Consider the following 26,730-nt stretch of genomic DNA (forward strand, 5'->3'; position numbering starts at 1 on the left):
AGGCGGGCCGTCACGCGGACGGCCCGCCCTGCGATCAGGGCTGCACCACGGTCAGCGATGCCGGGAGGCTGCGCCCTACGCCGCGCAGGTCCGGACGGTACATGTCCTCCACCAGCGGTGGCGGCACGCGGTAGGTGCCCGGCGTGACCGCACGCACCAGATAGAACACCTTGGCAGTGCTGCCACGCGAGAGTTTCAGCGCGGCCACATAGCGATCGTCGCGGAACTCTTCGTGCTTGATGTTGGCCGCATCGCCGCGGTCGTTGACGCTCAACCCATCGACCACCACATCGGCCCACTGCTTGGCATCGCCCAGGTTGAAGTTCTCGATCTCCAACCCGGCCGGAAGCAGATCGGTCAGCAGTGCATCGGGCATGTCCACGTTCGGGGTGACACTGACCCGCACGATCAGGGCCTCGCCTTCCTTCAGCGGCCGCGGCGTCCACGGCTTGCCGTCGGTGGTGTACCAGCTGCGCTCCACGCCCAGCGTGCGGCTGTCCGGTTCGGGCGGGTTGCGCGGAATGCCGGCCACTTCCAGGCTGGCGAACATCGGCGGCTCCCCCTGCGGGGTGAAGCGCACGCCCTTGGCCAGCGCGGCGTAGTCGAAGCTGCGGCCGAACATGCGGCGCGCGGAGATGCTCTCGCTTTCGCCACCGACCACCAGTTCACCGGATACCAGCTTCTTCTGGTTGGCCGACAGCGCCTTGCCCATGCGCGCCAGCGCCACCTGCTCCTGGGTGCTCAGCCACATCCAGCCACTGTTGCGGCGGGCGTCCAGCGCGCGGCCGAGATCGACCGCACGTGCATCGTAGGCGGGCTTGGACAGCTTGCGCTCGTGCAGCAGCGCGATCATCAACGCGTCATCGCGCACCGCGCTGCCGTAATCGCCGAAGTAGGCCGGACGGTCGTCCGCGCGCTTGGCGAAGCCGGCGGCAATGGCCGCATCGCCGCGCTTGTGATCGCCCTGCAGCGACAGTGCGATGCCCAGGTGCACCAGCGACAGGCCGGTCAGCGACTTGCTGCGCTCGTTGTCGTACAGCGCGCGCAGGGTCCCCAGCGGTGCACGGTTGACCCGTGCCAGCACGTAGCCCGAATACGCCTGGTTGGCGAACTTCAGGTTCTCGCGGCGGTCCTCGCCATAGAACTGGTTGCCACCGGACAGCAGGTCTTCGCTCAGCCGGTTCAGTGCCTTCTGCAGCACGTTGTCCGGCACGGCGAAGCCGGCGTCCTTGGCGTCGAGCAGGAACTCGGCAATGTACGGCGTCAGCCAGGGATTGATGTAGCCGTCGTCGCCCCACATCGAGAAGTTGCCGTTGGCGACCTGCATCGAGGCCAGGCGGCCGAAGGCCCCTTCCATGCGCTCACGGCGGGTCTTGGCATCCAGCCCGTCCGCTCCGAGCATGGCCGAGGTCGCTTCATCCAGCATCAGCGCGGCGTAGCCCTTGCTGGTGGTCTGCTCGGCGCAGCCATACGGATAATTGAGCGCGCCGTTCAAGGCACTGGCGAACGGAATCGGCGGCAGCGCGCTGACCAGCATGCGCGCGGTCACCGAGTCGTTCATCAGGCCATCGGCCAGCCCGGCTTCCATCGTGACCGCGGCCAGCGGATCCAGCGTGCGGGTCTGTGCGCGCAGTACCTGCGGCCACGCCGCGCGCACCGGCAGGTCATAGCGGCGATCGACCTTGAAGCCGTTGCCATCCACGCGTACGCGGACCTTGGCTACCGTGTAGCCCTCGCGCGCGGTCAGCGGGAAGCTCAGCGTGCTCTTGGCGTCGGCGTTGAGCTTGAGCGTGCGGCTGGACTCGCCCAGGGTCAGCGGCCCGATGCCATCCACCTGCACCTTGAACTCGCCCGGCGTGCCGGTGAAGTTCTGCACGTCCAGGGTCACGGTGCTGGTATCGCCGGGCGCCATCACGCGCGGCATGCTCGCCTCGGCCAGGATCGGCGCGCGCACCACGGTCTCCACGTCACGCTTGCCGTACTGGTCATCGGCATACACCAGCGCCGAGACGCGCAGGGTGTCGTTGAAATCAGGCACCTTCAGCGCGACCCGGGCGATGCCCTTGGCATCGAGCTTCACCGGGCCGGAGAACAGGTCCACCGTCTGCACGCGCGCGGTCGGGCGCTTGGCCTGCGGCATCGCCGCCAGCGCCATGTCGCCGCCGAACTTCAACTTGCCGCTGCTGCCGTCGAAGCTTTCGATCACGCGGCTGTAGATGTCATAGGCATCCACACCCAGGCGGCGCTGCGCGAAGAAGTGCGCGGCGGCATCGGGCACCGGGAAGCGGGTGATGTTGAGAATGCCCACATCCACCGCCGAGACGGTCACATGCGCGACCTTGCCGGCCAGCTGCGGGGCACTCACGGTGACCGGCAGCGTCTGCTCCGGACGCATCTGCTTGGGTGCGACCAGGCCGACCGCGATCTGGCGTGCCTTGCGGTCCATCGGCACATGCACCACGCCGACCGCACGGGCCGGGGTGATCTTGCTCGGGGCACTGCCGCCACGGAACACCAGCGCGGTGATGTAGACGTCGTGGCGTTCCCACTCGGCCGTGACCGAAATGTCGTAGGTGCTGCCCGGCTTGGCGTCGATATCCTGGACGTAGAGCATCTTGTCGCTCTCGACCATCAGCACGCCCTTGCCGGCATGCGGCGGGGTCACGGTGACGCGCACGGTATCGCCGGCCTTGTAGCCGGTCTTGTCCAGCGCGAGCTTGACCTTGTCCGGGCGCGCATCCAGGCCGCGGTTGTCGTCGTTCCAGCTCCAGCCGGCGTTGAACGGATAGCGGCTGGTCAGCCCGGTGGCCGGGTCGAACACGTCCAGCCGGTACTCACCCCACTCCACCGGGACATCGACACCGACCGCGGCACTGCCGGCGTCGACGGTACGGGTGTCCTTGTTCTCGAAGCGACGGGTGAAGTCGTAATCCCAGCGGTTGTCGTTGAAGGTCCAGTGATAGTCGCGCAGCTCGCGCACCAGCGTGACCTTCAGGCCCTTGGCCGGCTGCGGCTTGCCCGCCGCGTCCACGCGCATCAGTTCGAAGCGCGCATTACTGTTGGCATCGGCGCCGTCCTTGGGATCGAACAGCGGGCGTACACCGACCAGCGCCGTTGCCGGCCACATCACCCGCTTCAGGGTGCGGGTCACCGTGCGGCCACCGGTTTCATACACGCTGCCGGACAGTACGACGGCGATCGGCGCGGTCGGCTTGACCTCGGCCGGCAGCTCCACGTCCTGGCGCAGCTTGCCGTCGGCCGGGAACTCGGTATCGATGACGTCACGCGCCTCGCGCGGCAGCGCGGTGGTCGGGTCGCCGAAGAAATAGCCCGGCAGGGACTCGACCGGCGACTGCTCGGCCGCCACGGCCAACCGTGCGGTGAAGCGGTTGCCGTCGGCCGGCGCACCGTACAGATACGCGGCATCGGCCTGCAGCTTGAGCGGCTCGCCCGGCTTGAGCGTCTTCTGGGCGCTGTCCAGGTCCAGCTTCATGCGCTCGGGCAGGAATTCCTCGATGCGCAGGGTCATGCCCTGGATCGCTTCCTTGCTGGCCGGGTTGGTGCGGAACTCCACCTGCCAGCGCCCGGTCGGGGCCTCGGCCGGAATCAGCTGTTCGAAGCTGAAGTAGCCCTGCTCGCCCGGGGTCAGGCGGGTCTCGCGGAAGGTCTTGCCGTCCGGCTGCTTCAGGCGCAGGAAGACGGGCTGAGGCTTGACCGGCTTGCCGTCGTTGTCACGCAGCAGGGCCGAGATGCGCACGGTCTCGCCGGGACGGTACAGGTCGCGGCCCGACCAGGTGAACACGTCGAACCAGGCATTGTCACGCCCGGCCACGGCGAACTCGCTCAGGTCCAGCGCGGGCTGGTTGAATGGCAGCATCGAGGTATCGCCGCCACTGCTGGCGATCAGCACATGGCTGGCATCGAGCGTGTAGTTGAGCAGCGCGTTGCCATTGCCGTCGGTCGCGCCCTTGAGCACCACCTCGCCCTTGCCATCAAGGATGCGCAGCTCGATCTTCTTCAGCGACGCCCCGCTCTGCAGCGAGGCGGTGTGCACGAACAGCTTGTCCTTGTAGGCACGCGTATGCAGGCCGATGTCGCTGACGGTGAAGAAGGCGGTGTCGTACTCCCCTTCGAACGAGCCACTGCGCTTCATCACCGCGAAATACAGGCCGGGCTGCTGCAGCTCCTTGATGTCCTGGGTCGGCAAATAGGTAAGCACGCGCTCGTTCTGCTTGCCGCCGATCACGAAGCGGTTGACGTAGACCGGCTCGGCCAACTGCGACATCGGCGTCTTGTCGCCGTAGTCGCTGTCCAGTTCCCAGCTGCCGCGGCGGCCGCCGCGCTGGTACTGGCTGAAGAAGTTCGGCAGTTCCTTCTCGCGCACGCGCAGGAACTCCACGTCCACTTCGGGCACGTTGACCGAGACCACCGGCAGGCCGCGGCTGTCCTTGGCCGGCAGCACGCTGCCCTGCGAGGCGAACCCGGCCACCGGCTTGAGCTCGCCGGTGAAGACCTTCTGGCGCAGCTCCTTGCCGATCCGGCTGCCATCGGCGGCGAGCAGATCGGGGGAGACGATCAGCGAGTATTCCTTGGCCGCTTCCACGAACGGATAGCGCAGGGTCTTGCCGTCATCGGACAGCGACCAGCTGCTGTCCTCGGTGCCGACCTTCTCTGCGAAACGGACCAGCGCGTCGAAATCCTGGGTGCCGACCAGCGGGCGCGAGAACTCCAGCGCCAGCGACAGGCCGTCACTTTTCTGATCGGGGTAGGCCCGGACCAGGGTGAACTCGGTGATGGCCTCGGCCTTGGCCGCGATCGGTGCGCCGGAGGGGGCTGGCAGCTGGCCACTGTCGTTGCGCTTGCAGCCCCCGACGCCGATGGCCAGGCCGACGACCAGTGCCAGGCCTGCGATTCCCTTCCAGCTCCACTGCCCGAACCGACTGCGGCTAGCCATGACGTCACTCCTTGAACAAGGCGGCCAGTATACGGGCCGTCCCGGTCCGTCCGGAGGGCGGAGAGCCCTGGCAGTGCGGGCGTCATGGTGGGGGGGCAGGAGCGCGGCGAGAGGCAGCGAAGGGCAGCCGACCAACGGTCGGCTCTACGTGGCGAGGTAGAGGTCCACGTACTCGTGGACGGGCATTGCCTCCAGCGCGACCGGGTCCAGCGAGGCCTCGAGGATCCGGCGCTGCTGCACGGTCGGGAACACCCCGGCCAGGTGCCGGCGGAACTTGTCCTCCAGCAGCGGGATGCCCTCGGCCCGGCGCCGGGCGTGGCCCAGCGGGTACTCGACCACTGCGTCCATCGTGCTGCCGTCAGAGAAGGTGACGTGCAGCGCGTTGGCGATGCTGCGCTTGTCCGGGTCCAGGTAATCGGCGGTGAACTGCGGGTCTTCCACGCAGGTGATCTTCGCCCGCAGCGGATCGATGCGCGGATCGGCAGCGACGTCATCCTCATAGTCCTCGGCGACCAGCCGGCCGAAGATCAGCCCGATCGCCACCATGTACTGCACGCAGTGGTCGCGGTCGGCCGGGTTATGCAGCGGGCCAGGCTTGTCGATGATGCGCAGGCAGGCCTGCTGGGTGCGCAGGGTGATCTGCGCGATGTCCTCGCTGCGTTTTCCGGTGGCTCGCATCTGCGTATGCAGCTGCATCGCCGCTTCGACCGCGGTCTGCCCATGGAACTCGGCCGGATAGCTGATCTTGAACAGTACGTTCTCCATCACGTAGCTGCCGTACGGCCGCTGGAAGCGGAACGGCTGCCCGCCGAAGGAGACATCGTAGAAGCCCCAGGTCGGCGCGGTCAGCGCACTCGGGTAGCCCATCTCCCCGGCCGCGGCCATCAGCGACAGGCGCACCGCACGGCTGGTGGCGTCGCCCGCCGCCCAGCTCTTGCGCGAGCCGGTGTTGGGCGCGTGCCGGTACGTGCGCAGCGACTGCCCATCCACCCACGCCAGTGACACGGCATTGAGCATGCGCTCGCGATCCAGGCCGAGCATGTGCGACACGACCGCCGTGGAGGCCACCTTGACCAGCACCACATGATCCAGGCCGACCCGGTTGAAGGCGTTCTCCAGCGCCAGGCAGCCCTGGATCTCATGCGCCTTGACCATCGCGGCGAGCACATCACGCATGGTCAGCGGGACGCGCCGCAGTGCCTCGGCATTGCGGCTGAGCCAATCGGCCGTGGCGAGGATGCCGCCGAGATTGTCGGAAGGGTGCCCCCACTCCGCCGCCAGCCAGGTGTCGTTGAAATCCAGCCAGCGGATCATCGCGCCGATGTTGAAGGCCGCCTGCACCGGGTCGAGCTCGAACCGGGTGCCGGGCACGCGTGCCCCGTTGATCACGCGCATGCCCGGCACCACCGGCCCGAGCAGCTTGCTGCAGGCCGGGAACGAGAGCGCGGCCAGCCCGCAGCCCAGCGTATCGATCAGGCAGTGCCGCGCGGTGGTATACGCCAGCGGCGAACTGACCTGGTAGTCGCGGGCGTAATCGACGATGTCGGTCAGGACCGTGTCCCAGGGTGGGCGCTGGTTGCTGTGGCTGTCATGACCGGACATCGTGATGCTCCTGTTGGGGGTTACAAGCTCGTCGCGGGCACCCGTACGGCACCGTCCATCAGTACGCGGGCACTGCGGCTCATGATGGCCTTGGTGACCGTCCACCGACCGTCAACGAGGGCCGCCTGCGCGCCCACGCGCAAGGTGCCCGAGGGATGACCGAAGCTCACCGATTCGCGCTCGCCGCCCCCGGCGGCCAGGTTCACCAGGGTGCCCGGGATCGCGGCGGCAGTGCCGATGGCGACTGCGGCAGTGCCCATCATGGCGTGGTGCAACTTGCCCATGGACAGCGCGCGTGCGTGCAGATCGATATCACCGGCCGCGATCTGCTTGCCGCTGGAGGACACGTAGTCCTGCGCCGGGGCGACGAACGCGACCTTCGGCGTGTGCTGGCGGGTCGCGGCCTGCTCGATGGTCTGGATCAGCCCCATGCGCACCGCGCCGTGCGCGCGGATCGCCTCGAAGCGGGCCAGTGCGGCCTTGTCATCGTTGATCGCCGGCTGCAGTTCGGTGCCGGTGTAGCCCAGGTCGGCCGCGTTGAGGAAGATGGTGGGAATGCCGGCGGTGATCATCGTCACCTGGAAGCTGCCCACGCCGGGCACGTCGAGCGTATCGACCAGGTTGCCGGTCGGGAACATCGACCCACCCTCGCCGTCGCCATCATCGGATGGGTCGAGGAACTCCAGCTGGATCTCCGCCGCCGGGAAGGTCACCCCGTCCAGCTCGAAATCGCCATCCTCCTGCACCTGGCCGTCCACGATCGGCACATGCGCCAGGATGGTCTTGCCGATATTGGCCTGCCAGATCCGCACGGTGCACAAACCGTTGTGCGGGATCCGCGCCGGGTCGATCAGTCCGTTGCTGATCGCGAACGGGCCGACCGCGGTGCTGAGGTTGCCGCAGTTGCCGCTCCAGTCCACGAAGGCGGTCTCGATCGCGACCTGACCGTACAGGTAGTCCACGTCGTGATCCGGCACCGACGGCGCGGAAATGATCACGCACTTGCTGGTGCTGGAGGTCGCGCCGCCCATGCCATCGGTGTGTTTGGCATACGGATCGGGCGAGCCGATCACGCGCATCAGCAGCGCATCGCGCGCCGGACCAGGCACCTGCGCAGCGGCAGGCAGGTCGGTCAGCTTGAAGAACACGCCCTTGCTGGTGCCGCCGCGCAGGTAGGTGGCGGGAATGCGGAGTTGCGGGAGATGGGTCATGACGTTGAGCGCTCTGCCAGGTTGAAGTGAACTCGACCACGCCACGCGGCGCCCATCCGGTAACGGATGTGCATCAGAGCGAGTCCAGGACCAGCGCGTCGAGTCCGCGCCGGGCATTCCAGATGCGGATCACCTGGATCCGCGCAGCGTGTTCGATGTAGTAGACAAGATGGTCGTCAAAATGACGTATCGGATGGAACCGCAACAGTGTTCCCGTTGTCGCCAACAGCTCCGCGTGCCGCGTCGATCCCGCGCCAGGATGCCGTTCGAGCATGCCGACCGTGGCTTCCAGCGCGTCAATGAAGCTCAGTTCCAGCGTTGTGCCACCGTGCTGTGCGTACCACGCGGCCGCGTCATCAGCGTCCTGCACCGCCAGGGGATGCCACCGCGCACGCGTCATTTCCCCGCGCGCGCCCGTGCACGTTTCCGCATCTGCTCAAAATGACCGGGCTCAAGCGGGGCCGCAGGTCCGGATGCAAGACCGTCGGCGATCAACTGCCGCAAGAGGTCCTCAGCCTTGCGACGCTGGCGTTGGCGAATGAGATCACGCACGTAGTCGGAGGTGCTGGAATACCCTCCTTCGCTGACTTCCTCATCGACGAACTGCTTGAGTGGGTCGGTGAGCGAGATGTTCATGGTGGCCATGTAGAGCCCTCTTGGCAATTTTTGCCATCAAAGTGTGCGCCTGCGGCCCCACGGCCGCAAGCGCATGCTGTTCATGCGTCACATCACCTGCGCCGATTCCAGGAAGTCCTGGGCGAACCGCTGCAGCACGCCGCCGGCCTCGTAGATCGAGACTTCTTCAGCGGTATCCAGGCGGCAGGTGACCGGCACCCGCAGCTGTTCACCGTTGCGGCGATGAATGACCAGGGTCAGCTCGGCACGCGGCACACGCTCGCCGAGCACGTCGAAGGTCTCGGTGCCGTCGATGCCCAGCGTCTTGCGGTTCACGCCTTCCTTGAACTCCAGCGGCAGCACGCCCATGCCGATCAGGTTGGTGCGGTGGATGCGCTCGAAGCCTTCGGCCGCGATCGCTTCCACACCGGCCAGGCGCACGCCCTTGGCGGCCCAGTCACGCGAGCTGCCCTGGCCGTAGTCGGCACCGGCGATGATGATCAGCGGCTGCTTGCGGTCCATGTAGGTTTCGATCGCTTCCCACATGCGGGTGACCTCGCCTTCGGGCTCCACGCGCGCCAGCGACCCCTGCTTGACCTGGCCATCAACCACGGCCATTTCGTTGATCAGCTTCGGGTTGGCGAACGTCGCACGCTGCGCGGTGAGATGGTCGCCACGGTGGGTCGCATAGGAATTGAAGTCTTCCTCGGGCAGGCCCATCTTGGCCAGGTACTCACCGGCCGCGCTGCTGGCCATGATCGCGTTGGAAGGCGACAGATGGTCTGTCGTGATGTTGTCGCCCAGCACCGCCAGCGGGCGCATGCCGGTGAGGCTGCGGGCACCGGCCAGCGCGCCTTCCCAGTACGGCGGGCGGCGGATGTAGGTGCTCTGCGGGCGCCAGTCGTACAGCGGGCTGATCGGTGCGCCATGTTCCACCTTGAAGGTGAACATCGGGTCGTAGACCTTGCGGAACTGCTCCGGCTTGACGCAGGCCTTGACCACCGCGTCGATCTCGGCATCGCTCGGCCACAGGTCCTTCAGCGTGATCGGGTTGCCGTCGGCGTCATGGCCGAGCGCGTCCTTTTCGATATCGAAGCGCACCGTACCGGCGATCGCATACGCGACCACCAGCGGCGGCGAGGCCAGGAACGCCTGCTTGGCGTACGGATGGATGCGGCCGTCGAAGTTGCGGTTGCCCGAAAGCACGGCGGTGGCATACAGGTCGCGGTCGATCACTTCCTGCTGGATCTTCGGGTCCAGCGCGCCACTCATGCCGTTGCAGGTGGTGCAGGCGAAGGCCACGATGCCAAAGCCCATCTGCTCCAGTTCGGTCAGCAGGCCGGCTTCTTCCAGATACAGCTGCACGGCCTTGGAGCCGGGCGCCAGCGAGCTTTTCACCCACGGCTTGCGGGTCAGCCCGGCGCGGTTGGCATTGCGGGCCAGCAAGGCGGCGGAGATGACGTTGCGCGGGTTGCTGGTGTTGGTGCAGCTGGTGATCGCGGCGATGATCACGGCGCCATCGGGCATCAGACCATCGGCCTGTTCCTGCTTGCCCGAGGCCAGCTTGCCTTCGTCGGCGATGCCGCGCGCGGCCAGGTCGGTGGTCGCCACACGCTTGTGCGGATTCGACGGGCCGGCCATGTTGCGCACCACGCTGGACAGGTCGAACTGCAGCACGCGCTCGTACTGCGCGGTGACCAGATCATCGGCCCACAGGCCGGTGGCCTTGGCGTAGGTTTCCACGAGTGCGACCTGGGCGTCTTCGCGGCCGGTCAGGCGCAGGTAATCCAGGGTCTGCTGGTCGATGTAGAACATCGCCGCAGTGGCGCCGAACTCCGGCGTCATGTTGGAAATGGTGGCGCGGTCGCCGATGGTCAGCGCATTGGCGCCCTCGCCGTAGAACTCGATCCACGCCCCGACCACGCGCTCCTTGCGCAGGAACTCGGTCAGCGCCAGCACCACGTCGGTGCAGGTGATGCCCGGCTGCGGGCGACCGGTGAGTTCCACGCCGATGATGTCGGGCAGCCGCATCCACGAGGCACGGCCGAGCATCACGCTCTCCGCTTCCAGGCCGCCCACGCCGATCGCGATCACGCCCAGCGCGTCCACGTGCGGGGTGTGGCTGTCGGTGCCCACGCAGGTATCGGGGAAGGCCACCCCGTCGCGCACCTGCACGACCGGCGACATTTTCTCCAGATTGATCTGATGCATGATCCCGTTGCCTGGCGGAATCACGTCGACGTTCTTGAACGCCTTCTTTGTCCAGTTGATGAAGTGGAACCGGTCTTCATTGCGGCGGTCTTCGACGGCGCGGTTTTTCTCGAACGCGGCCTTGTCGAAGCCCGGGAATTCCACCGCCAGCGAGTGATCCACGATCAGCTGGGTCGGCACCACCGGGTTGATCTGCGCCGGATCACCGCCGGCATCGGCGATGGCATCGCGCAGGCCGGCCAGATCGACCAGGGCGGTCTGGCCCAGAATGTCATGGCACACCACACGCGCCGGGAACCACGGGAAATCCAGGTCCTGGCGGCGCTCGATCAGCTGGCGCAGCGAGGCCTCCAGCGTTGCCGGGTCGCAGCGGCGCACCAGGTTTTCGGCCAGCACGCGCGAGGTGTACGGCAGCGTGGCATAGGCACCGGGCTGGATCGCATCGACCGCGGCACGGGTATCGAAATAGTCCAGCGCGGTGCCGGGGAGGTTCTTGCGGTACTGAGTATTCATGGCTGGCGATAGCTGCTTGTTGGCGGGCCGGGGCGTCGTGACACCGGCGAAGAAGGAGTAGCGACGCCGCAACGGAGCAGACCGGCATCGCGCCGGCCTGTTCCGCATGGCACCCGCGAACGGGTGCGGTACGTCGGTCTTACTTGCGCTGGTCGATCGGCACGAAGGCCTGGTCTTCCGGGCCGGTGTAGTTCGCGCTCGGGCGGATGATCTTGCCGTCGATGCGCTGCTCGATGATGTGCGCGCTCCAACCGGAGGTACGCGCGATCACGAACAGCGGGGTGAACATCGCCGTCGGCACGCCCATCATGTGATAGCTGACCGCGCTGAACCAATCCAGGTTCGGGAACATCTTCTTGATGTCCCACATCACCGATTCCAGACGCTCGGCGATGTCGTACATCTTGACGTTCTGCTGCTCGGCGGACAGGTCGCGCGCGACCTCCTTGATGATGTTGTTGCGCGGGTCGCTGACGGTATAGACCGGGTGGCCGAAACCGATCACGACTTCCTTGCGCTCCACGCGGGCCTTGATGTCGGCCTCGGCATCATCCGGGCTGTCGTAGCGCTTCTGCACTTCGAAGGCGACTTCATTGGCGCCACCATGCTTGGGACCGCGCAGGGCGCCGATGCCGCCGGTGATCGCACTGTACATGTCGCTGCCGGTGCCGGCGATGACACGGCAGGCGAAGGTGGAGGCGTTGAACTCGTGCTCGGCGTACAGGATCAGCGAGGTGTGCATCGCCTTGACCCACGAATCCTGCGGCTTCTCACCGTGCAGCAGGTGCAGGAAGTGACCACCGATGGAGTCATCGTCGGTCTCCACGTCGATCGCACGACCGTTGTGGCTCCAGTGGTACCAGTACAGCAGCATCGAGCCCAGGCAGGCCATCAGCTTGTCGGCGATGTCGCGCGCGCCCGGATGGTTGTGGTCATCTTTCTCCGGCGACACGCAGCCCAGCACGGAGACGCCGGTGCGCATCACGTCCATCGGGTGCGCCGACGGCGGCAGTTCTTCCAGCGCGGCCTTGACCGCGGCCGGGATGCCACGCAGCGACTTCAGCTTGGTCTTGTAGGCCACCAGTTCGGCGCGGGTCGGCAGCTTGCCGTGAACCAGCAGATGCGCGATTTCCTCGAACTCGCTGGTGTTGGCCAGATTGGCGATGTCATACCCGCGGTAATGCAGGTCGTTGCCGCTGCGGCCGACGGTGCACAGCGCGGTGTTGCCGGCGGCGGTGCCCGACAGGGCGACGGATTTCTTCGGCTTGAAGCCGGGGGCGGTAGTGGTGTCGCTCATGATCCCTCCAGAAAACTAGTGTGCGGTCTTACTTCTTGGCGGCGAACAACGCATCGAGCTGCTGCTCGAAGGCGTGGTAACCGATACGGTCGTAGAGTTCCTCGCGGGTCTGCATCGCCTCCACCACATTACGCTGGTGGCCCTCGCGGCGAATGGTCTCATACACGTTCTCGGCCGCCTTGTTGGCAGCACGGAACGCGGACAGCGGGAACAGCTGGATGGCGACGCCGGCCGAGGCCAGTTCATCGCGGCTGAACAGCGGCGTGGCACCGAACTCGGTGATGTTGGCCAGCACCGGCACCTTCACCGCATCGACGAAGCGGCGGTAGGTGTCCAGATCGTAGGCGGCCTCGGCGAAGATGCCGTCGGCACCGGCCTCGACGCAGGCGATGGCGCGCTCGATCGCGGCATCCACACCGTCCACCTGGATGGCATCGGTGCGCGCGATCAGGAAGAAGTCCGGATCGGTCTTGGCATCGGCGGCGGCCTTGACCCGGTCCACCATCTCGCCCTGAGACACGACCTCCTTGCCCGGCCGGTGACCGCAGCGCTTGGCGCCGACCTGGTCTTCGATATGGCAGGCAGCCGCGCCGGCCTTGATCAGCGACTTGACGGTGCGCGCGATGTTGAACGCGCTCGGGCCGAACCCGGTGTCGATGTCCACCATCAGCGGCAGGTCGCACACATCGGTGATGCGGCGCACGTCGATCAGCACGTCTTCCAGCGTGTTGATGCCCAGGTCCGGCAGGCCCAGCGAGCCGGCCGCGACGCCGCCGCCGGACAGGTAGATGGCCCGGTACCCGGCACGCTTGGCCAGCAGCGCGTGGTTGGCGTTGATTGCACCGATCACCTGCAACGGGGATTCGGCGGCCAGTGCGGCGCGGAAACGGGCGCCAGCGGAGGAAACAGGGGTGCTCATGCGGCATTCCATCGTGGTTGACCGGTGGATAAGCGCAAGGGCCGTGCCAGCTCGCAAGTAACTGATTTCATTGATTCAACACCGGGACGGGGATGTTTCACCTTGAAACATTGAAACACCTGTAACATGGTTGGAACTGAAACACTGAAACACGCCCATGTCGATCAGCCTGCCCCGCCACCGCTCCCGCCTGTCCGATCCGGAAGCCGGCCAGCTGCCGGTGATCTGGACGGTCAGCGTGTCGCGCTTGACCGGCCTGCTCGGCGATGTGATCCCGGAGTTCGACCGCCGCGCCCGCATCGTGCCCATCAACCTCGGCTTCGAGGAGGCGGTGGATGTGATCGGCCAGCGTCTGCGCCGCGAACACTGCGACGTGGTGATCGCCGGCGGCTCGAATGCGGCCTACCTGCGCAGCCGGCTGGAGGTGCCGCTGGTCCCGATCCAGGCCAACGGCTTCGACCTGATGGAAGCGCTGGCGCGCGCACGCCGGATCGCCCCCAGGATCGGCCTGGTCACCCATGCCACCGATGTGCCGACCTTCGGCAGTTTCCAGCACAGCTTCGGGCTGGACATCGAGCATCGCCGCTTCGTCACCCGCGAGGACGCGCGCGACTGCATCGCCGACCTGCGCTCCAATGGCATCGAGGTCATCGTCGGCACCGGCATGGCGATCGACCATGCCGAGCAGGTCGGGCTGCCTGGCGTGCTGCTGTATTCGGCCGACTCGGTACGACAGGCCTTCGAACATGCGCTGGAGCTGACCCAGACCCTGGCCCGCTCCGGTGCGTCCTCACTGCGGCGGCGGGCACCGCCCAAGCGACGCGATGCCGACCATGCCCTGCTCGGCGACAGCGCCGCGATGCAGCAGGTGCGCGAGCACATCGCACTGTATGCGCCTTACGACAGCACGGTGCTCGTCACCGGCGCCACCGGCACCGGCAAGGAACTGGTGGCCCGGCAACTGCACAGCGCCAGCGGCCGGCGTGGCCGCTTCGTCGCGCTGAACTGCGGGGCGATCAGCGAATCCCTGCTCGAAGCCGAGCTGTTCGGTTACAACGAAGGGGCATTCACCGGCGCCCGCCGCGGCGGTCGCGTGGGCCTGGTGGAAGCGGCCGACGGCGGCACCCTGTTCCTGGATGAAATCGGCGAACTGCCGTTGCCGCTGCAGACCCGGTTGCTGCGTGTTCTGGAAGAACGTGAAGTACTGCGCGTGGGCGCCACCGAGCCGACGCCGGTGGACGTACGCGTGGTCGCGGCCACGCTGCAGACGCTGGAATCGCTGGTGGACACACACCGTTTCCGCCGCGATCTGTATTACCGCCTGGCCGCGCTGCGCATCGGGCTGCCGACGCTGCACGAACGGCGCGAGGATGTGCCGCTGCTGCTGGAACACTTCTTCAGCCTGCTGGGCGGCACGCCGTCGCCGCTCGCTGCCCCGGCGCTGCAGCGGCTGTGCGATTACGCGTGGCCGGGCAACGTACGCGAACTGCGCAACATGGTCGATCGGCTGCGCATCCATTGGCCGCACGGGCGGGGCGAGCTGGCGCTGGCCCAGATGCAGGCCTGGCTGCCGGAGCTGGCGTCCTCGCCCGTCGCCGCGCGCGCCGTAGCAGACGCAGCGCCGGACGGCCCGCCCCAGCGCGCGGCCACGCGCCCCGGCAACGACACGCTGCAGCAGCTGCTCGATGCCCACGGCGGCAACCGTGAGCAGGTCGCCCAGGCGCTGGGCGTGTCGCGTACCACGCTGTGGCGCTGGCTGCGCAGCACCGCCGGGTAAGGACGCGGCTTACGCCAGCCCGCGCAGGTCCACCGTGGGCCGATGCGATGCCGAGCCATCCCAGTCCACCACCAGCCCTGCTGCAGTGAACGCGTCCACAATCCTGCGCCCGACCTGCTCCATGGCAGCGCCGGCGCCCTCCGGCCCGGCCCAGAAGCCCAGGCTCAGATCGCTGCTGCGCTTAGCGCGGTTGAGGTCCTGCCGGGTGTAGAAGCACAGGCCGATCAGGCCGGCGTCCATGCCGCCGCGCGCGATGAACTGCTGGGCGGTGTCGGTGAAGCCATCCTCCTGAGTCAGGCCAACGTCCTGCGCGGTGACGATGCCCTGTTCTTCCAGACGGGCGAACACCGCGGTGATCCTGGCGTGCGCGGCGCGCCAGTCGGCGGCCCGCATCTTCTGCGGCGGCCGCGGCTCGGCCTTCACCGGGATGGGGTGGCCGGTCACCCCAGACAGCAGCGCCTGCACCTCCGGCACCATCGCGTTGACGACAATATGGTTGCCAAAGCCATCGTGCACCGCCGGGTTCGCACCGGCGTCGAGCAGCATCTGCACCGGCGCGCACTCCCGCGCGAATTCCGCGGCCAGGTACAACGCGGTCCGCCCGCCGCGACCGAGGTGTTCCAGCGGGCTTCCTGCATCGATGAGCAAACGCAGTACCTGCAGATGCTGGGCCGCCGGGGTGTCATTCGTGGCGCGCGCCGCACATTCCAGCGCAGTGAAGCCGTAGGCGTTTTCTGCGCTGACATCGGCGCCCGCCGCAAGGCCGGCCTGCACGGTCGCCACGTCGGCTGCCAGGGCGGCCGCGCACAGATCGATGGCGGGCGAAGAAGCGGATGCGGTCGTCATGTAACAGGTCCGTGCACAGGTGGATTCCTCCGGAAGTATGCAGGAGCCCGCATCGCGGGCGCTGCGCGCCACTGTTCGCGCCGTCGGCGAAGCGCCGCGGCCGGTCCACAGCGCATAACGCCCCGCGCCCAGCACGCACACCCACGCCAGGGCCACGCCCAGCGGCACCTCCGGCAGATACAGGAACCAGCTCAGCCAATCCAAAGGCCCCAGGCCGGCCGGGATCCGCCCGATACCGTCGGTGAAGGCCGCTACCGCGCAGATCATCATCAGCGCTGCGGCCGACAGGCGCGGCAGCACGCCAAGCACCACGGTGGTGCCCAGCACCCATTCCACCATCGCCACTGCAGGGGCGCTGACCTCCGGCCACGGGATACCCGCCTCCACCAGTGTGGCCAGCATGCGATCCCTGCCGTCGTCGGTGAACAGCTTGTTCCATCCCGATACGGCGAACATGGTGCCCGCGGCGATGCGCGACAGCAGTAACAGCAGCGAAGGGGCGACACGGGATTCAGCAGGCAGGACAAAAGGAAACATGGCAGGGCGGTCCCAAGGCAGACATCGTCGTCCGCCCGATCCTAACCGGCGCCTTCCTACCCGGCGCGCCCCGTGCAGTTTGCGAGGAACGCGCCCTTACGGGAACAGCAATCGCTTGCTCCACTGCCCGTCGTGATCGACCTCATAGCACCAGCGCTCGTGCAGGCGGAACTGCGCGCCGTACCAGAACTCGATCCGCTGCGGCACCACGCGCAGGCCGCTCCAGCCGTCCGGGCGCGGCACATCGCGGCCGTCGAAGCTGGCCTCGGTGGTCGCCACGCGTGCATCGAACTCCTCGCGTGAGGCCAGCGTCTTCGATTGCAGCGATGCCCACGCGCCAATCTGGCTCATGCGCGGGCGCGAGGCGAAGTACGCATCAGCCTCGGCATCGCTGACCTGCTCCACTCGCCCTTCGATGCGCACCTGGATGCCGGCCTCGCGCAGGCTGCGCCACAGAAACAGCAGCGCGGCCTGCGGATTGGCCTGCAGCTCACGGCCCTTGTGGCTGTCCAGGTGGGTGTAGAACACGAAACCGCGTTCGTCGAAGGCCTTGAGCAGCACCGTGCGCGCCGAAGGCTGGCGGTTCTGGTCGGCCGTGGCCACCGTCATCGCATTGGGTTCGACTTCCCGGCTCGCCTTGGCTTCTTCAAACAGCCCGGCAAAGGTGGACAACGCTTCGGCATACAGATCGGTCATGGCGGTTTTCTTGTCACGCGGTTTGGGTTTATTGTCGCTGCATGCCTGCACCTGCGTACATGCCCCCGACAAAAGGTTTTCCGGATGCGCTGGTCGCGCAGGCGCTGGATGACGCATTGAGCTGCGGTGCGGCCATCCCAGTATTGGCGATCAGCGGCCTGCAGGGGAGTGGCAAATCGACGCTGGCCGCCCAGGTCGTGGCGCTGGCGGAAACGCGCGGCCTGCGCGCGGCCATGCTCTCCATCGATGATGTCTACCTGACCCGTGCCCAGCGCCAACGCCTGGCGCGGCAGGTCCACCCGCTGCTGCTGACCCGCGGCCCGCCGGGCACGCATGACCTCAACTTGGCCCACGCCACGCTGGACGCGGTCGCCGCCGGTGGGCCGGTCGCCTTGCCCCGGTTCGACAAGCTCGCCGACGAGCGCCTGCCCGAGAAAGACTGGACACGCATCGACGGTCCCCTCGACCTGCTGGTGTTCGAAGGCTGGTTCCTTGGCACGCCCGCGCAGGGTGAGGCCGAATTGGAGCCACCGCTCAATGCACTCGAGCGCGAGGCCGATGTGGATGGCCGCTGGCGGCGCTGGTGCAATCAGGCACTGGCCGGGCACTACCCCGCGCTGTGGCAGCGATGCGACCGGCTGTGGTTCCTGCAGCCGCCGGATTTCTCGGTGATCCCGCGCTGGCGCTGGCAGCAGGAGCAGAACCTGCTGGCCGCCCAGCCCGACCGCAGCAGCATGAGCCGCGCCCAGCTGGAGCGCTTCGTGCAGTACTACGAACGGGTCAGCCGCCAGGCACTGCGCACCCTGCCGGAACGGGCGGACAAGGTGATCACGCTGGACGAGCAACGCCGGATCGTCGCCACGCGCTGACCGGCGCGGGAGCCGGGCCCACGGCGATCAGCTGACCAGGAAGGTCACGCGCAGATTTACCCGCCACTCGGTGATGTTGCCTTCGCCATCGGTCACCACCTTGGTTTCATTGATCCAGGCGCCCTGGATGCCTTTGACCGTCTCGGAGACCTTCTTCAGGCCGCTGCGCACGGCGTCTTCGACGCTGGTCTTGGACGAGGCGTTGATCTCGATGATCTTGGCGACAGACATGGTTCGCTCCGGTGGCGCGCGGGACAGTCCGCACCCGCCCACCATGGGGGCCGCCGCGTAAAGGCGATGGCACGGAGATGTTAGGATCGAGGGTAATGAATCCCGCTCCGAACCTGATCCTGATTGGCCCGATGGGCGCCGGCAAAACCTGCATCGGGCGCCGGCTGGCCGAGCGCTTCACGCTGGACTTCGTGGATGCCGACCAGGCCATCGTGGACAGCACCGGGGCCAGCATTCCGGCGATCTTCGAACTCGCCGGGGAAGCCGGGTTCCGCCAGCACGAACGCCAGGTCCTGCACGCTCTGCTGGACGGCCATGGCCAGTTGATCTCCACCGGGGGGGGCGCCGTGCTGGACCCGGACAACCGCGCGGCCATCGCCCGGCGCGGCTTCGTGGTCTACCTGCGGGTGAGCGTGCCGGCCCAGCTGGAGCGGCTGGCCCGCGACCGCGGCCGCCCGCTGCTGCAGCGCCCGGACCGCGAGCAGGTGCTGCACGAAATGGCCGCCGCCCGCGATCCGCTCTACCAGGGCCTGGCCGACCTCACGCTGGATACCGATCTCTACACGCCCGCCGAGGCCACTGCGCAGCTGGTGCTGCGCCTGGCCGCGCAGTGGCAGCGACAGGAAACACCCGAATGACCCCCGCCCCGCGTACCGTTGCCGTCAGCGGCGACACCCCCTACACCATCCACATCGGCCCCGGCCTGCTTGGCCAGGGAGAACTGCTGGCCCGCCATGTGCGTGGCCGCCACGTGCTGCTGCTCAGCGACTCCTCGGTCGCCCCGCTTTACCTGGCAGGGGTGAAGGCGGCGCTGCTGGCCACGCGCCCGGACCTGCTGATCGGCGAGCTGGTGCTGCCGGCCGGCGAAGCCTCCAAGACCCTGGCCCACTTCGGCGATGCGATCACCGCCCTGGCCGCCCTCGGCGCCACCCGCGATGCCTGCGTAATGGCCCTCGGCGGTGGCGTGGCCGGTGATCTGGCCGGCTTCGCCGCGGCCTGCTGGATGCGCGGCGTGGACTGCGTGCAGCTGCCGACCTCGCTGCTGGCAATGGTCGATTCCTCGGTCGGCGGCAAAACCGCGGTGGACATCCCTGAAGGCAAGAACCTGGTCGGGGCGTTCCACCCGCCGCGCGCCGTCATCGCCGATACCGCCGCCCTGCGCACCCTGCCGCCCCGCGAACTGCGCGCCGGCCTGGCCGAAGTGATCAAGTACGGCGCGATCCGCGATCCGCTGTTCTTCCAGTGGCTGCAGGCCGAACATGCCGCGCTGCTGGCCGGCGATGACACCGCGCTGGCCCAGGCCATCGCGCGCAGCTGCGAGCACAAGGCCGAGATCGTCGCGCGCGATCCGCTGGAAAAGGGCGAACGCGCCCTGCTCAACCTCGGCCATACCTTCGGCCACGCGATCGAGACCGAACAGGGCTACGGCGCGCTGGGCAACGACAACCTCAACCACGGCGAAGCGGTCGCGGTCGGCATGGTGCTGGCCGCGCGCCTGTCGGCCCAGCTGGGCATGAGCGAGGAGGCAGACACCGAGCAGCTGCGCGAACTGCTGCTGCGCTGCGAACTGCCGGTGGCCATTCCGGCCGGCCTGGCGCCCGAGGCGCTGCTGGCCCGGATGCGGCTGGACAAGAAGAATGTCGCCGGCCGGTTGCGGCTGGTGCTGTGGCGTGGCATCGGCCGCGCCGAAGTCGTCGCCGACGTCGACGAGGCCGACGTGCTGCGCGTGCTGGCCGCCGGCTGAGCCTGCGACGTTCCGCCGCACCTGCCCCGTTGCTGACGGCCGCCTCCGGCGTTCACGGCTACAATCGGGGCATGCGCGTCTTCCTGCACCAACATCCCCGCGGTGCCGATCCGGCCCGCTATCTCCAGCTCACCCTGCAACCGGACCTGTTCGGCGGCTGGGAGCTGCTGCTGGAGTCCGGCCCGATCGGCGGGCGCGGGCAACTGCGCCGCGAGCTGTACCTGCAGGAAGACCTGGCGCTGGCCGCGTTCGAAAAGGCACGCGATGCGCACCTGCACCGCGGCTACGAAGTGACCTACACCAGCGGCGACGCGCCGCACTGAGCGGCCACCGCCGCACTGACCCCATTCGGCCCCGCGCCACCAGATCCCAAGGAAGCGTTCCGTGACCAGCCCCTCCCGCCATGATCGCCTGCTGCGCGCCCTGCGCCGCGAACCGGTGGACTGCACCCCCGTCTGGCTGATGCGCCAGGCCGGTCGTTACCTGCCCGAGTACCGCGCCACCCGCGCCAAGGCCGGCAGCTTCCTGGCGATGGCCAAGAACCCGGATATCGCCTGCGAAGTCACCCTGCAGCCGCTGCGCCGCTTCGACCTCGACGCGGCGATCCTGTTCTCGGACATCCTCACCATCCCCGATGCGATGGGCCTGGAGTTGTACTTCGTCGAAGGCGAAGGCCCGAAGTTCCGCCACCCCGTCCGCGACGCCGCCGCCATCGCCAGACTGGCCGTGCCGGACATGGAAACCGAACTGCGCTACGTGATGGACGCCGTGCGCGTGATCCGCCGCGAACTGGACGGCAGCGTGCCCCTGATCGGCTTCTCCGGCAGCCCGTGGACGCTGGCCTGCTACATGGTTGAAGGCGGTGGCAGCAAGGACTTCGCCCGCATCAAGGCGATGGCCCTGAACGAACCGGCCGCCCTGCACCAGCTGCTCTCGGTCGTCACCGATGCGGTGATTGCCTACCTCGCCGCCCAGCGCGCGGCGGGCGCCCAGGTCCTGCAGGTCTTCGACACCTGGGGCGGGGTACTCAGCCCGACCATGTACCGCGAATTCTCCCTGCGTTACCTGACCCGCATCGCCCAGGAACTCGAACGCGGTGAAGGCAGCGACCGCACCCCGCTGATCCTGTTCGGCAAAGGCACCGGCCTGCACCTCGGCGCCCTGGCCGACACCGGCGCCGACGCGCTCGGCGTGGACTGGACCTTGGACCTCGCCGACGCCGTCGCCCGCACCGGCGGCCGCGTCGCCCTGCAGGGCAACCTCGACCCGACCACGCTCTACGGCAATCCGGCCGCCATCGAACGCGCCGCCGGGCAAGTGCTCGACAGCTACGCCCAAGGCAACGGCGGCTCCCGCGAAGGCCATGTCTTCAACCTCGGCCACGGCATGTCCCCGGACATGAATTCCGAGCACGTGCAGGTGCTGGTGGAAGCCGTACATCGTTTGAGCCGACGCTGATCGCCAGCGGCAGGTAGCCGGCCAGCGGCCGGCACTACACGGGCACGGCCGACGAAGCACGCGTTCTGCATCCAGGACGCGTGCTTTCGTTGTTGCACGCCCCAATGCGTCGGCTTCGGCTCTTGACCACACCCTGATCCCACATCGGCGATCATATCGCCCTCGTTGACGAAGGCCCCGCACCATGACGACCAGCAGCTACGCCTCGATCCGGCCCCTGTTGTGGCTCGTATCGCTGGCCATCTTCATGCAGATGCTGGACTCCACCATCGTCAACACCGCATTGCCCGCCATGGCCCGCAGCCTCGGCGAAAGCCCGCTGCAGATGCAGTCCGTCGTCTTCAGCTACGCACTGGCCGTCGCCACCTTCATCCCCGCCTCCGGCTGGATCGCCGACCGCTTCGGCACACGACGCACCTTCCTGGTCGCGATCATCCTGTTCACTCTCGGCTCGCTCGCCTGCGCCCTCGCCCAGACCCTGCACCAGCTCGTCGGTGCGCGCGTCCTGCAGGGCATCGGCGGCGCCATGCTGCTGCCGGTCGGGCGCCTGGCCGTCATGCGCTCCGTCTCGCGCGAAGAATTCCTTCGCGCGATGAGTTTCATCGCCATCCCCGCCCTGATCGGCCCCCTGATCGGCCCGACCCTGGGTGGCTGGCTGGTCGAAGTCGCCTCCTGGCACTGGGTGTTCCTGATCAACCTGCCGATCGGCATCATCGGCTACGTCGCGGCGATGAAGATCATGCCGGACCACTACGCCGAACACCGCACCCGCTTCGACATCGCCGGCTACCTCATGCTTGCCTTCGGCATGGTCGTACTGTCCCTCGCGCTGGACGGCATCTCCGGCATGGCCACCCCGCATGCACTGGTCATGCTCATGACCGTCGCCGGCCTGGCCGCCCTCGTCGGTTACTGGCTGCACGCCGCCAACTCCACGGCGCCGCTGTTCTCGCTGGCGCTGTTCCACGTGCCCAGCTACCGCATCGGCATCCTCGGCAACCTGTTCTCACGCATCGGCAGCAGCGCCATGCCGCTGCTGATTCCACTGCTGCTGCAGGTCGGCATGGGCATGAGCCCGATGAAGGCCGGCCTGTTGATGATCCCGGTCGCCGCGGCGGGCATGGTCTCCAAGCGCTACGCGGTCAAGCTTGTCGAGCGCTTCGGCTACCGCCGCGTGCTGATGGTCAACACCGTGCTGGTCGGCCTGGCGATGGCCAGTTTCATCTTCATGACGCCCGGCCAGCCGCTGTGGATCCGCATCATCCAGCTGGCCCTGTTCGGTGCGGTCAATTCACTGCAGTTCACCGTGATGAACACCGTGACCCTGCGCGATCTGGACCGCGACTTCGCCAGTGCCGGCAACAGTCTTCTTTCGATGGTGATGATGCTCGCCACCGGTTTCGGTGCGGCCGCTGCCGGCAGCCTGCTGGCCGCGTTCAATCATCTCGATGCGTCGCACGGCGCGACGGCCGCGCTGCACGCCACCTTCGTCTGCGTCGGCGCCATTACCCTGACCTCCACGCTGATCTTCTGGCAGCTGCCGGACACGCGGCCCTCGCCGCGCGATGTCGAGGAAGTCGCCGAGTAACCGCGCGCAGACGTCCAGCGGTCTGCGGTCTGCGGTTTGCGGTTTGCGGTCTGCGATCAGCTATAGGGACCGTCAGCGGACCAACGGTCCGCTGCTACCGGGGGCGTGCAGCACCCGCGCGATCGCCTCCACCAGCAGATCGCCGGTGACCGGTTTGCGCAGGAAGGCATCGAAGCCTGCGTCGCGGGCCTGCTGCTCGATCGATGGATCGGTGCGCGCGGTGACCGCGATCAGCGGCATCTCGAACCCTTGGCTGCGCAGATGCTCAGCCAATGCGATGCCGCCCAACCCCGGCAGATCCAGATCCATCAGCACCACCTCGAACGGCGCCTCGCTGACCTCGCGCAGCGCCGCCAACGCGTGCTCGGCATGCACCACCTGGTGGCCACGCGCCGACAGCAGGCCGCTGACCACCTCGGCCACGGTCAGATCGTCCTCTACCAGCAGGATGCGCAGCGGCGGCAACACCCATTGCTCGCCCTCGGCCGCGCCCGGCATGCCGGTGGCTCCTTGCTCCAGGGGCAACGGCAGGGTCACCGTGAAACGCGTTCCCACGCCGAGCTGGCTCTGCACGCCGATCTGCCCCTGCATCGCCAGTGCCAGTTCCCGGCAGATCGCCAGGCCCAGCCCGCTGCCCCCGTACTGCGCGGCGGTGCGGGCGCCATCGGCCTGCTCGAAGCGGCGGAACAGTCGCTCCTGCTGATCGGTGCTGATGCCCGGCCCGGTATCGGATACCTCGATGTGCAACCCGCGGCCGGCCGTGATCGCACGCAACGTCAACCGTACTTCGCCGTGGCTGGTGAACTTGACGGCGTTGCCCAGCAGGTTCAGCAGGATCTGGCGCACGCGCAGCTCGTCACCGACCGTGCGGGTGCCGGCCGGCAAGGTGTTGTCGACCACGAACCGCAGCCCCTTCTGCCCGGCCAGCGCGGCCATCAACGCACAGACATCATCGATCGGTCGCTGCAGCTGGAACGGCTGCGCCTGCAGTTCCAGGCGCCCCGACTCGATCCGGGCCAGGTCCAGCGCGTCGTTGACCAGATGCAGCAGGTGCTCGCCGGCGTGGCGGATCGACTCGGTATAGCCACGCTGCTGGGGGTTCAATGGCGAGGACAAGAGCAGCTCGCTCATGCCCAGCACCCCGGTCATCGGCGTGCGCACCTCATGGCCCAGGTTCGCCAGGAAACGGGTCTTGGCCGCCGAAGCCTGCTCGGCCAGTTCCTGCTTCTGCAGGGCCAGCTGGTACGCATGCCGGCGCTGCAGCCGGCGCCGGTACAACCAGGCGAACAGACTGAGCAGCAGCAACACGGCCGAGGTCAGCAGCAGCAGGCCCGACAGGCTCCTCCACCACGGCGGCAGCACCCGGAACTCCAGCACCTGCACCCGCGACCAGATGTGGTCGGCCGAACGGGCCTGCACTTCCAGCCGGTAGCGGCCCGGCGGCAGGCGCGAGAACAGGCGTTCGCCGCCGGGTCCCACTTCCACCCAATCCGGGTCGTAGCCGGCCAGCCGGTAGCGGTAGTTGTTCGAGGTGGAATCGGCGAAGGACAGCAGCCGCGCGACGATCCGCAGGTCGCGGTCGCCGTCGGCGATGTCCAGCGGCACCGCATGGGTCAGGTCCAGGACACGCTCGCCACGGCGCACCTCGACCCGCTCGATCACCAGGGGCGCGCGTCGCGTCGCCGGCTTGACCTGTGCCGGATCGAACACCACCACGCCGGCCGGCGTGCCACCCACGATGCGACCACTCGGGGTCAGCGTCAGCGTGCGGCGGCGGAATTCCTGGCTGGGCAGGCCATCATGGACGCCGTACTGGCGCACGCTGCCGGCTTCCGGATCGACACGCACCAGGCCGCGTGCATTCGCTGCCCAGACCACCCCCTGCCGGTCCACCACCAGCCCGGTGGCGGTGATCGCGGGGTAGCCGGCACTGCTGCCGACCACTTCCTGCAGGGTCAGCCGATCGCCCTGCCAGCCGTAGTGCGAGAGCTTGCCTTCCTCGGAAAGCCAGACACTGTCATCGCCGGCCAGCGCCATCGCATGCACGCTCGCCGCGGGGCCACCGGGCAGCGGCTCGAAACGCGAGCGCGCCGCGACCCACTGCAGCAGTCCCTGCCCGGTGGCCACCCACAGGCGGTCCTGGGGACCGCACCGGATATCGAGCGCGTTCTGGCCCGCGCTCAATCCAGCGTGGCCCAGCGCGATGCGATGCAGGACGCGCCCATCGAGATCGCGCTGCTGCAGCCCGGTGGCCGACGCTGTCCACAGGCGCTGCCCGTCGCACAGCGCCAATGATTCGATCGCGCCCTCCATCGTGGCGTCCACCGCCGCGTCGCTGCCCCAGCGCCGCATCCGCTTCTGCCGGGGGTCATAGCGCAGCAGCGCGTCCCAGGAGCCGATCCAGACCTGCCCTCGCGGATCCTCCAGCACCGACTGCAGCCATTGCGTGCCGTCCACCCAGGTCCGGTGCTGTTCGATTTTCCCGCTGACCGGGTCGAACTTGTCCAGCGCGCCGTGCGTGCCCACCGTCCACACACCGCCGTCGGCGGCCGCGCCCATGCCCAGCACATACGCATTGCGCAGCGAGGCCGGGTCATCTTCCAACCGCGACAGCACCGAGAACTGCCACCATCGCGGCAGCAGATGCCACAGGCCGCCGTTGGTGCTGGCCAGCCAGATGCCACCCTCGCGATCTTCGTAGGCGCCGGTCCAGTTCGGCCGCACCTGCCCGCGCGCGATCGCGCTGTACAGCGGCACCTGCTGGAACTGGCCGTCCATCGCACGGCCCAGGCCCGAGCGGGTATCCAGCCAATACCCGCCCTGCTCGTCGCGCAGCATCATGCCCAGGATCTGATCGCCATCGGCAACGGCCCAGGGTGCCGGTTCGAAGCGGCCATCCGGGCGGCGCACCGCCACCCCGACATTACTGCTGATCCACAGGCTGCCATCGGCCTCGGCGGTGAGGCCGTTGATGACGCGCGCCGACAACTGGGCACTGGGCACCGGTTCGAAATCGTGTCCGGTCCAGCGCGCCAGGCCGGCCTTGGATCCGATCCACAAGGTGCCATCCAGGGTGGTGGCCAGATTGCCGACCGATGCCGCCGGCAGGCTGCGCGGGTTGCCGGGCTCGGGCATGAAGCGGGTCAGCGTGCCATCACGCTCCAGCCGGTGCAGGCCGCCCTGGTAAGTGCCGAACCAGATCGCACCGTCCGGCGTGGAAGCCACGCTCCAGATCGTGTTGCTGCCCATCTCCGGATGGCTGTCGCGATCGTAGAAGCGGATCTCGCGGCGATCGGCCGACATCATCGCCAGGCCGGCGTTCTCCGTACCGATCCACAGCTGATTGCGCGCATCCACGTGCACGCTCCAGACATGGTTGTCGCGCAGGCCGTCCTCGGCGCGCCAGATGCGGTAATTGCGACCGTCGTAACGGGCCAGCCCATCATTGGTGGCAATCCACAGATAGCCGTAGCGATCCTCGGCCATGCGATTGACGGTGTTGGATGGCAGGCCATCGAACACGGTGAGCTGCCGCGGCGTCGGCGGTACCGGCTGGGCCGACGCAAGCGCCGGCCAGAGCACACACAGGCCGATCAGCAGCGGCCACAGCACACGCAACACCAATGGCTCTCCCGGGTCTGTCCCTCGATTCACTGCCGTCG

General features: G+C 67.8%; 19 protein-coding genes. 7 read left to right on the plus strand and 12 right to left on the minus strand.

Translation table 11 applies throughout. The features are described from left to right. Positions 1-34: 34 nt before the first annotated feature. From OC373_RS04645 to prpB, 8 genes are all read right to left on the minus strand, one after another. Positions 35-4,954, minus strand: a complete 4,920-nt coding sequence (locus OC373_RS04645; protein WP_261997150.1) for an alpha-2-macroglobulin — start codon at positions 4,952-4,954, stop codon at positions 35-37. A gap of 144 nt (positions 4,955-5,098) precedes the next feature. Further along, positions 5,099-6,556, minus strand: coding sequence for a bifunctional 2-methylcitrate dehydratase/aconitate hydratase (locus OC373_RS04650; RefSeq protein ID WP_261997151.1), 1,458 nt, complete (start codon positions 6,554-6,556; stop codon positions 5,099-5,101). A 20-nt stretch (positions 6,557-6,576) separates the two neighbouring features. Continuing rightward, positions 6,577-7,767, minus strand: coding sequence for a 2-methylaconitate cis-trans isomerase PrpF (gene prpF / locus OC373_RS04655; protein ID WP_261997152.1), 1,191 nt, complete (start codon positions 7,765-7,767; stop codon positions 6,577-6,579). A gap of 73 nt (positions 7,768-7,840) precedes the next feature. Beyond that, a complete protein-coding gene (locus OC373_RS04660; RefSeq protein ID WP_261997153.1) occupies positions 7,841-8,167 on the minus strand; it encodes a type II toxin-antitoxin system RelE/ParE family toxin in 327 nt (108 codons plus the stop codon). Next, positions 8,164-8,412, minus strand: coding sequence for a type II toxin-antitoxin system ParD family antitoxin (locus OC373_RS04665; RefSeq protein WP_070425705.1), 249 nt, complete (start codon positions 8,410-8,412; stop codon positions 8,164-8,166). Before OC373_RS04665 ends, OC373_RS04660 begins: the two co-directional genes overlap by 4 nt. Positions 8,413-8,490: 78 nt before the next feature. After that, positions 8,491-11,106 (minus strand): Fe/S-dependent 2-methylisocitrate dehydratase AcnD, encoded by a 2,616-nt coding sequence (gene acnD, locus OC373_RS04670; RefSeq protein WP_261997154.1) that lies wholly within the window; start codon positions 11,104-11,106, stop codon positions 8,491-8,493. Between the two features lie 139 nt (positions 11,107-11,245). Next, positions 11,246-12,403, minus strand: a complete 1,158-nt coding sequence (gene prpC, locus OC373_RS04675; protein WP_261997155.1) for a 2-methylcitrate synthase — start codon at positions 12,401-12,403, stop codon at positions 11,246-11,248. A 28-nt stretch (positions 12,404-12,431) separates the two neighbouring features. Continuing rightward, on the minus strand, positions 12,432-13,322 hold the full coding sequence (gene prpB / locus OC373_RS04680; RefSeq protein WP_261997156.1) for a methylisocitrate lyase: 891 nt from the start codon (positions 13,320-13,322) through the stop codon (positions 12,432-12,434). 157 nt (positions 13,323-13,479) lie between these two features. Here prpB and prpR point away from each other — a divergent pair, with 157 nt between their 5' ends. Next, complete coding sequence (prpR, locus tag OC373_RS04685) at positions 13,480-15,099, plus strand: propionate catabolism operon regulatory protein PrpR (RefSeq protein WP_261997157.1); 1,620 nt, start codon at positions 13,480-13,482, stop codon at positions 15,097-15,099. A 9-nt stretch (positions 15,100-15,108) separates the two neighbouring features. Here the strand turns inward: prpR and OC373_RS04690 are convergent, their stop codons facing one another. Beyond that, on the minus strand, positions 15,109-16,482 hold the full coding sequence (locus tag OC373_RS04690) for a DoxX family membrane protein (RefSeq protein WP_261997158.1): 1,374 nt from the start codon (positions 16,480-16,482) through the stop codon (positions 15,109-15,111). A gap of 96 nt (positions 16,483-16,578) precedes the next feature. Continuing rightward, on the minus strand, positions 16,579-17,178 hold the full coding sequence (pdxH, locus tag OC373_RS04695) for a pyridoxamine 5'-phosphate oxidase (RefSeq protein WP_070425709.1): 600 nt from the start codon (positions 17,176-17,178) through the stop codon (positions 16,579-16,581). Positions 17,179-17,219: 41 nt separating this feature from the next. On the opposite strand from pdxH, the gene OC373_RS04700 reads away from it, so the two are divergent. Next, positions 17,220-18,047, plus strand: a complete 828-nt coding sequence (locus OC373_RS04700) for a kinase (protein WP_261997159.1) — start codon at positions 17,220-17,222, stop codon at positions 18,045-18,047. Between the two features lie 27 nt (positions 18,048-18,074). On the opposite strand, the gene OC373_RS04705 is transcribed toward OC373_RS04700, so the two are convergent. After that, complete coding sequence (locus OC373_RS04705; RefSeq protein ID WP_019186071.1) at positions 18,075-18,278, minus strand: dodecin family protein; 204 nt, start codon at positions 18,276-18,278, stop codon at positions 18,075-18,077. 95 nt (positions 18,279-18,373) lie between these two features. On the opposite strand from OC373_RS04705, the gene OC373_RS04710 reads away from it, so the two are divergent. From OC373_RS04710 to mdtD, 5 genes are all read left to right on the plus strand, one after another. Continuing rightward, positions 18,374-18,916, plus strand: coding sequence for a shikimate kinase (locus OC373_RS04710; protein ID WP_070425711.1), 543 nt, complete (start codon positions 18,374-18,376; stop codon positions 18,914-18,916). Next, complete coding sequence (aroB, locus tag OC373_RS04715; RefSeq protein WP_261997160.1) at positions 18,913-20,022, plus strand: 3-dehydroquinate synthase; 1,110 nt, start codon at positions 18,913-18,915, stop codon at positions 20,020-20,022. The genes OC373_RS04710 and aroB overlap by 4 nt, the downstream gene beginning before the upstream one ends. A 71-nt stretch (positions 20,023-20,093) precedes the next feature. After that, on the plus strand, positions 20,094-20,345 hold the full coding sequence (locus OC373_RS04720) for a WGR domain-containing protein (RefSeq protein ID WP_019186068.1): 252 nt from the start codon (positions 20,094-20,096) through the stop codon (positions 20,343-20,345). 61 nt (positions 20,346-20,406) lie between these two features. After that, entirely contained in the window at positions 20,407-21,480 is a 1,074-nt protein-coding gene (gene hemE, locus OC373_RS04725) for a uroporphyrinogen decarboxylase (RefSeq protein WP_261997161.1), read from the plus strand. Positions 21,481-21,664: 184 nt separating this feature from the next. Further along, on the plus strand, positions 21,665-23,068 hold the full coding sequence (mdtD, locus tag OC373_RS04730) for a multidrug transporter subunit MdtD (RefSeq protein WP_070425714.1): 1,404 nt from the start codon (positions 21,665-21,667) through the stop codon (positions 23,066-23,068). A 72-nt stretch (positions 23,069-23,140) separates the two neighbouring features. On the opposite strand, the gene OC373_RS04735 is transcribed toward mdtD, so the two are convergent. Continuing rightward, complete coding sequence (locus tag OC373_RS04735) at positions 23,141-26,692, minus strand: ATP-binding protein (protein ID WP_261997162.1); 3,552 nt, start codon at positions 26,690-26,692, stop codon at positions 23,141-23,143. Positions 26,693-26,730 lie beyond the last annotated feature (38 nt).

Origin of the sequence: Stenotrophomonas sp. Ste96, from assembly GCF_024519495.1 — a bacterium.
GTDB lineage: Bacteria > Pseudomonadota > Gammaproteobacteria > Xanthomonadales > Xanthomonadaceae > Stenotrophomonas > Stenotrophomonas bentonitica_A.

Bases quoted from the DNA above. Each gene is read 5' to 3' on its own strand.
- OC373_RS04645 (WP_261997150.1), bottom strand. From the start codon at position 4,954: ATGGCTAGCCGCAGTCGGTTCGGGCAGTGGAGCTGGAAGGGAATCGCA.
- OC373_RS04650 (WP_261997151.1), bottom strand. From the start codon at position 6,556: ATGTCCGGTCATGACAGCCACAGCAACCAGCGCCCACCCTGGGACACG.
- prpF (WP_261997152.1), bottom strand. From the start codon at position 7,767: ATGACCCATCTCCCGCAACTCCGCATTCCCGCCACCTACCTGCGCGGC.
- OC373_RS04660 (WP_261997153.1), bottom strand. From the start codon at position 8,167: ATGACGCGTGCGCGGTGGCATCCCCTGGCGGTGCAGGACGCTGATGAC.
- OC373_RS04665 (WP_070425705.1), bottom strand. From the start codon at position 8,412: ATGGCCACCATGAACATCTCGCTCACCGACCCACTCAAGCAGTTCGTC.
- acnD (WP_261997154.1), bottom strand. From the start codon at position 11,106: ATGAATACTCAGTACCGCAAGAACCTCCCCGGCACCGCGCTGGACTAT.
- prpC (WP_261997155.1), bottom strand. From the start codon at position 12,403: ATGAGCGACACCACTACCGCCCCCGGCTTCAAGCCGAAGAAATCCGTC.
- prpB (WP_261997156.1), bottom strand. From the start codon at position 13,322: ATGAGCACCCCTGTTTCCTCCGCTGGCGCCCGTTTCCGCGCCGCACTG.
- prpR (WP_261997157.1), top strand. From the start codon at position 13,480: ATGTCGATCAGCCTGCCCCGCCACCGCTCCCGCCTGTCCGATCCGGAA.
- OC373_RS04690 (WP_261997158.1), bottom strand. From the start codon at position 16,482: ATGTTTCCTTTTGTCCTGCCTGCTGAATCCCGTGTCGCCCCTTCGCTG.
- pdxH (WP_070425709.1), bottom strand. From the start codon at position 17,178: ATGACCGATCTGTATGCCGAAGCGTTGTCCACCTTTGCCGGGCTGTTT.
- OC373_RS04700 (WP_261997159.1), top strand. From the start codon at position 17,220: ATGCCTGCACCTGCGTACATGCCCCCGACAAAAGGTTTTCCGGATGCG.
- OC373_RS04705 (WP_019186071.1), bottom strand. From the start codon at position 18,278: ATGTCTGTCGCCAAGATCATCGAGATCAACGCCTCGTCCAAGACCAGC.
- OC373_RS04710 (WP_070425711.1), top strand. From the start codon at position 18,374: ATGAATCCCGCTCCGAACCTGATCCTGATTGGCCCGATGGGCGCCGGC.
- aroB (WP_261997160.1), top strand. From the start codon at position 18,913: ATGACCCCCGCCCCGCGTACCGTTGCCGTCAGCGGCGACACCCCCTAC.
- OC373_RS04720 (WP_019186068.1), top strand. From the start codon at position 20,094: ATGCGCGTCTTCCTGCACCAACATCCCCGCGGTGCCGATCCGGCCCGC.
- mdtD (WP_070425714.1), top strand. From the start codon at position 21,665: ATGACGACCAGCAGCTACGCCTCGATCCGGCCCCTGTTGTGGCTCGTA.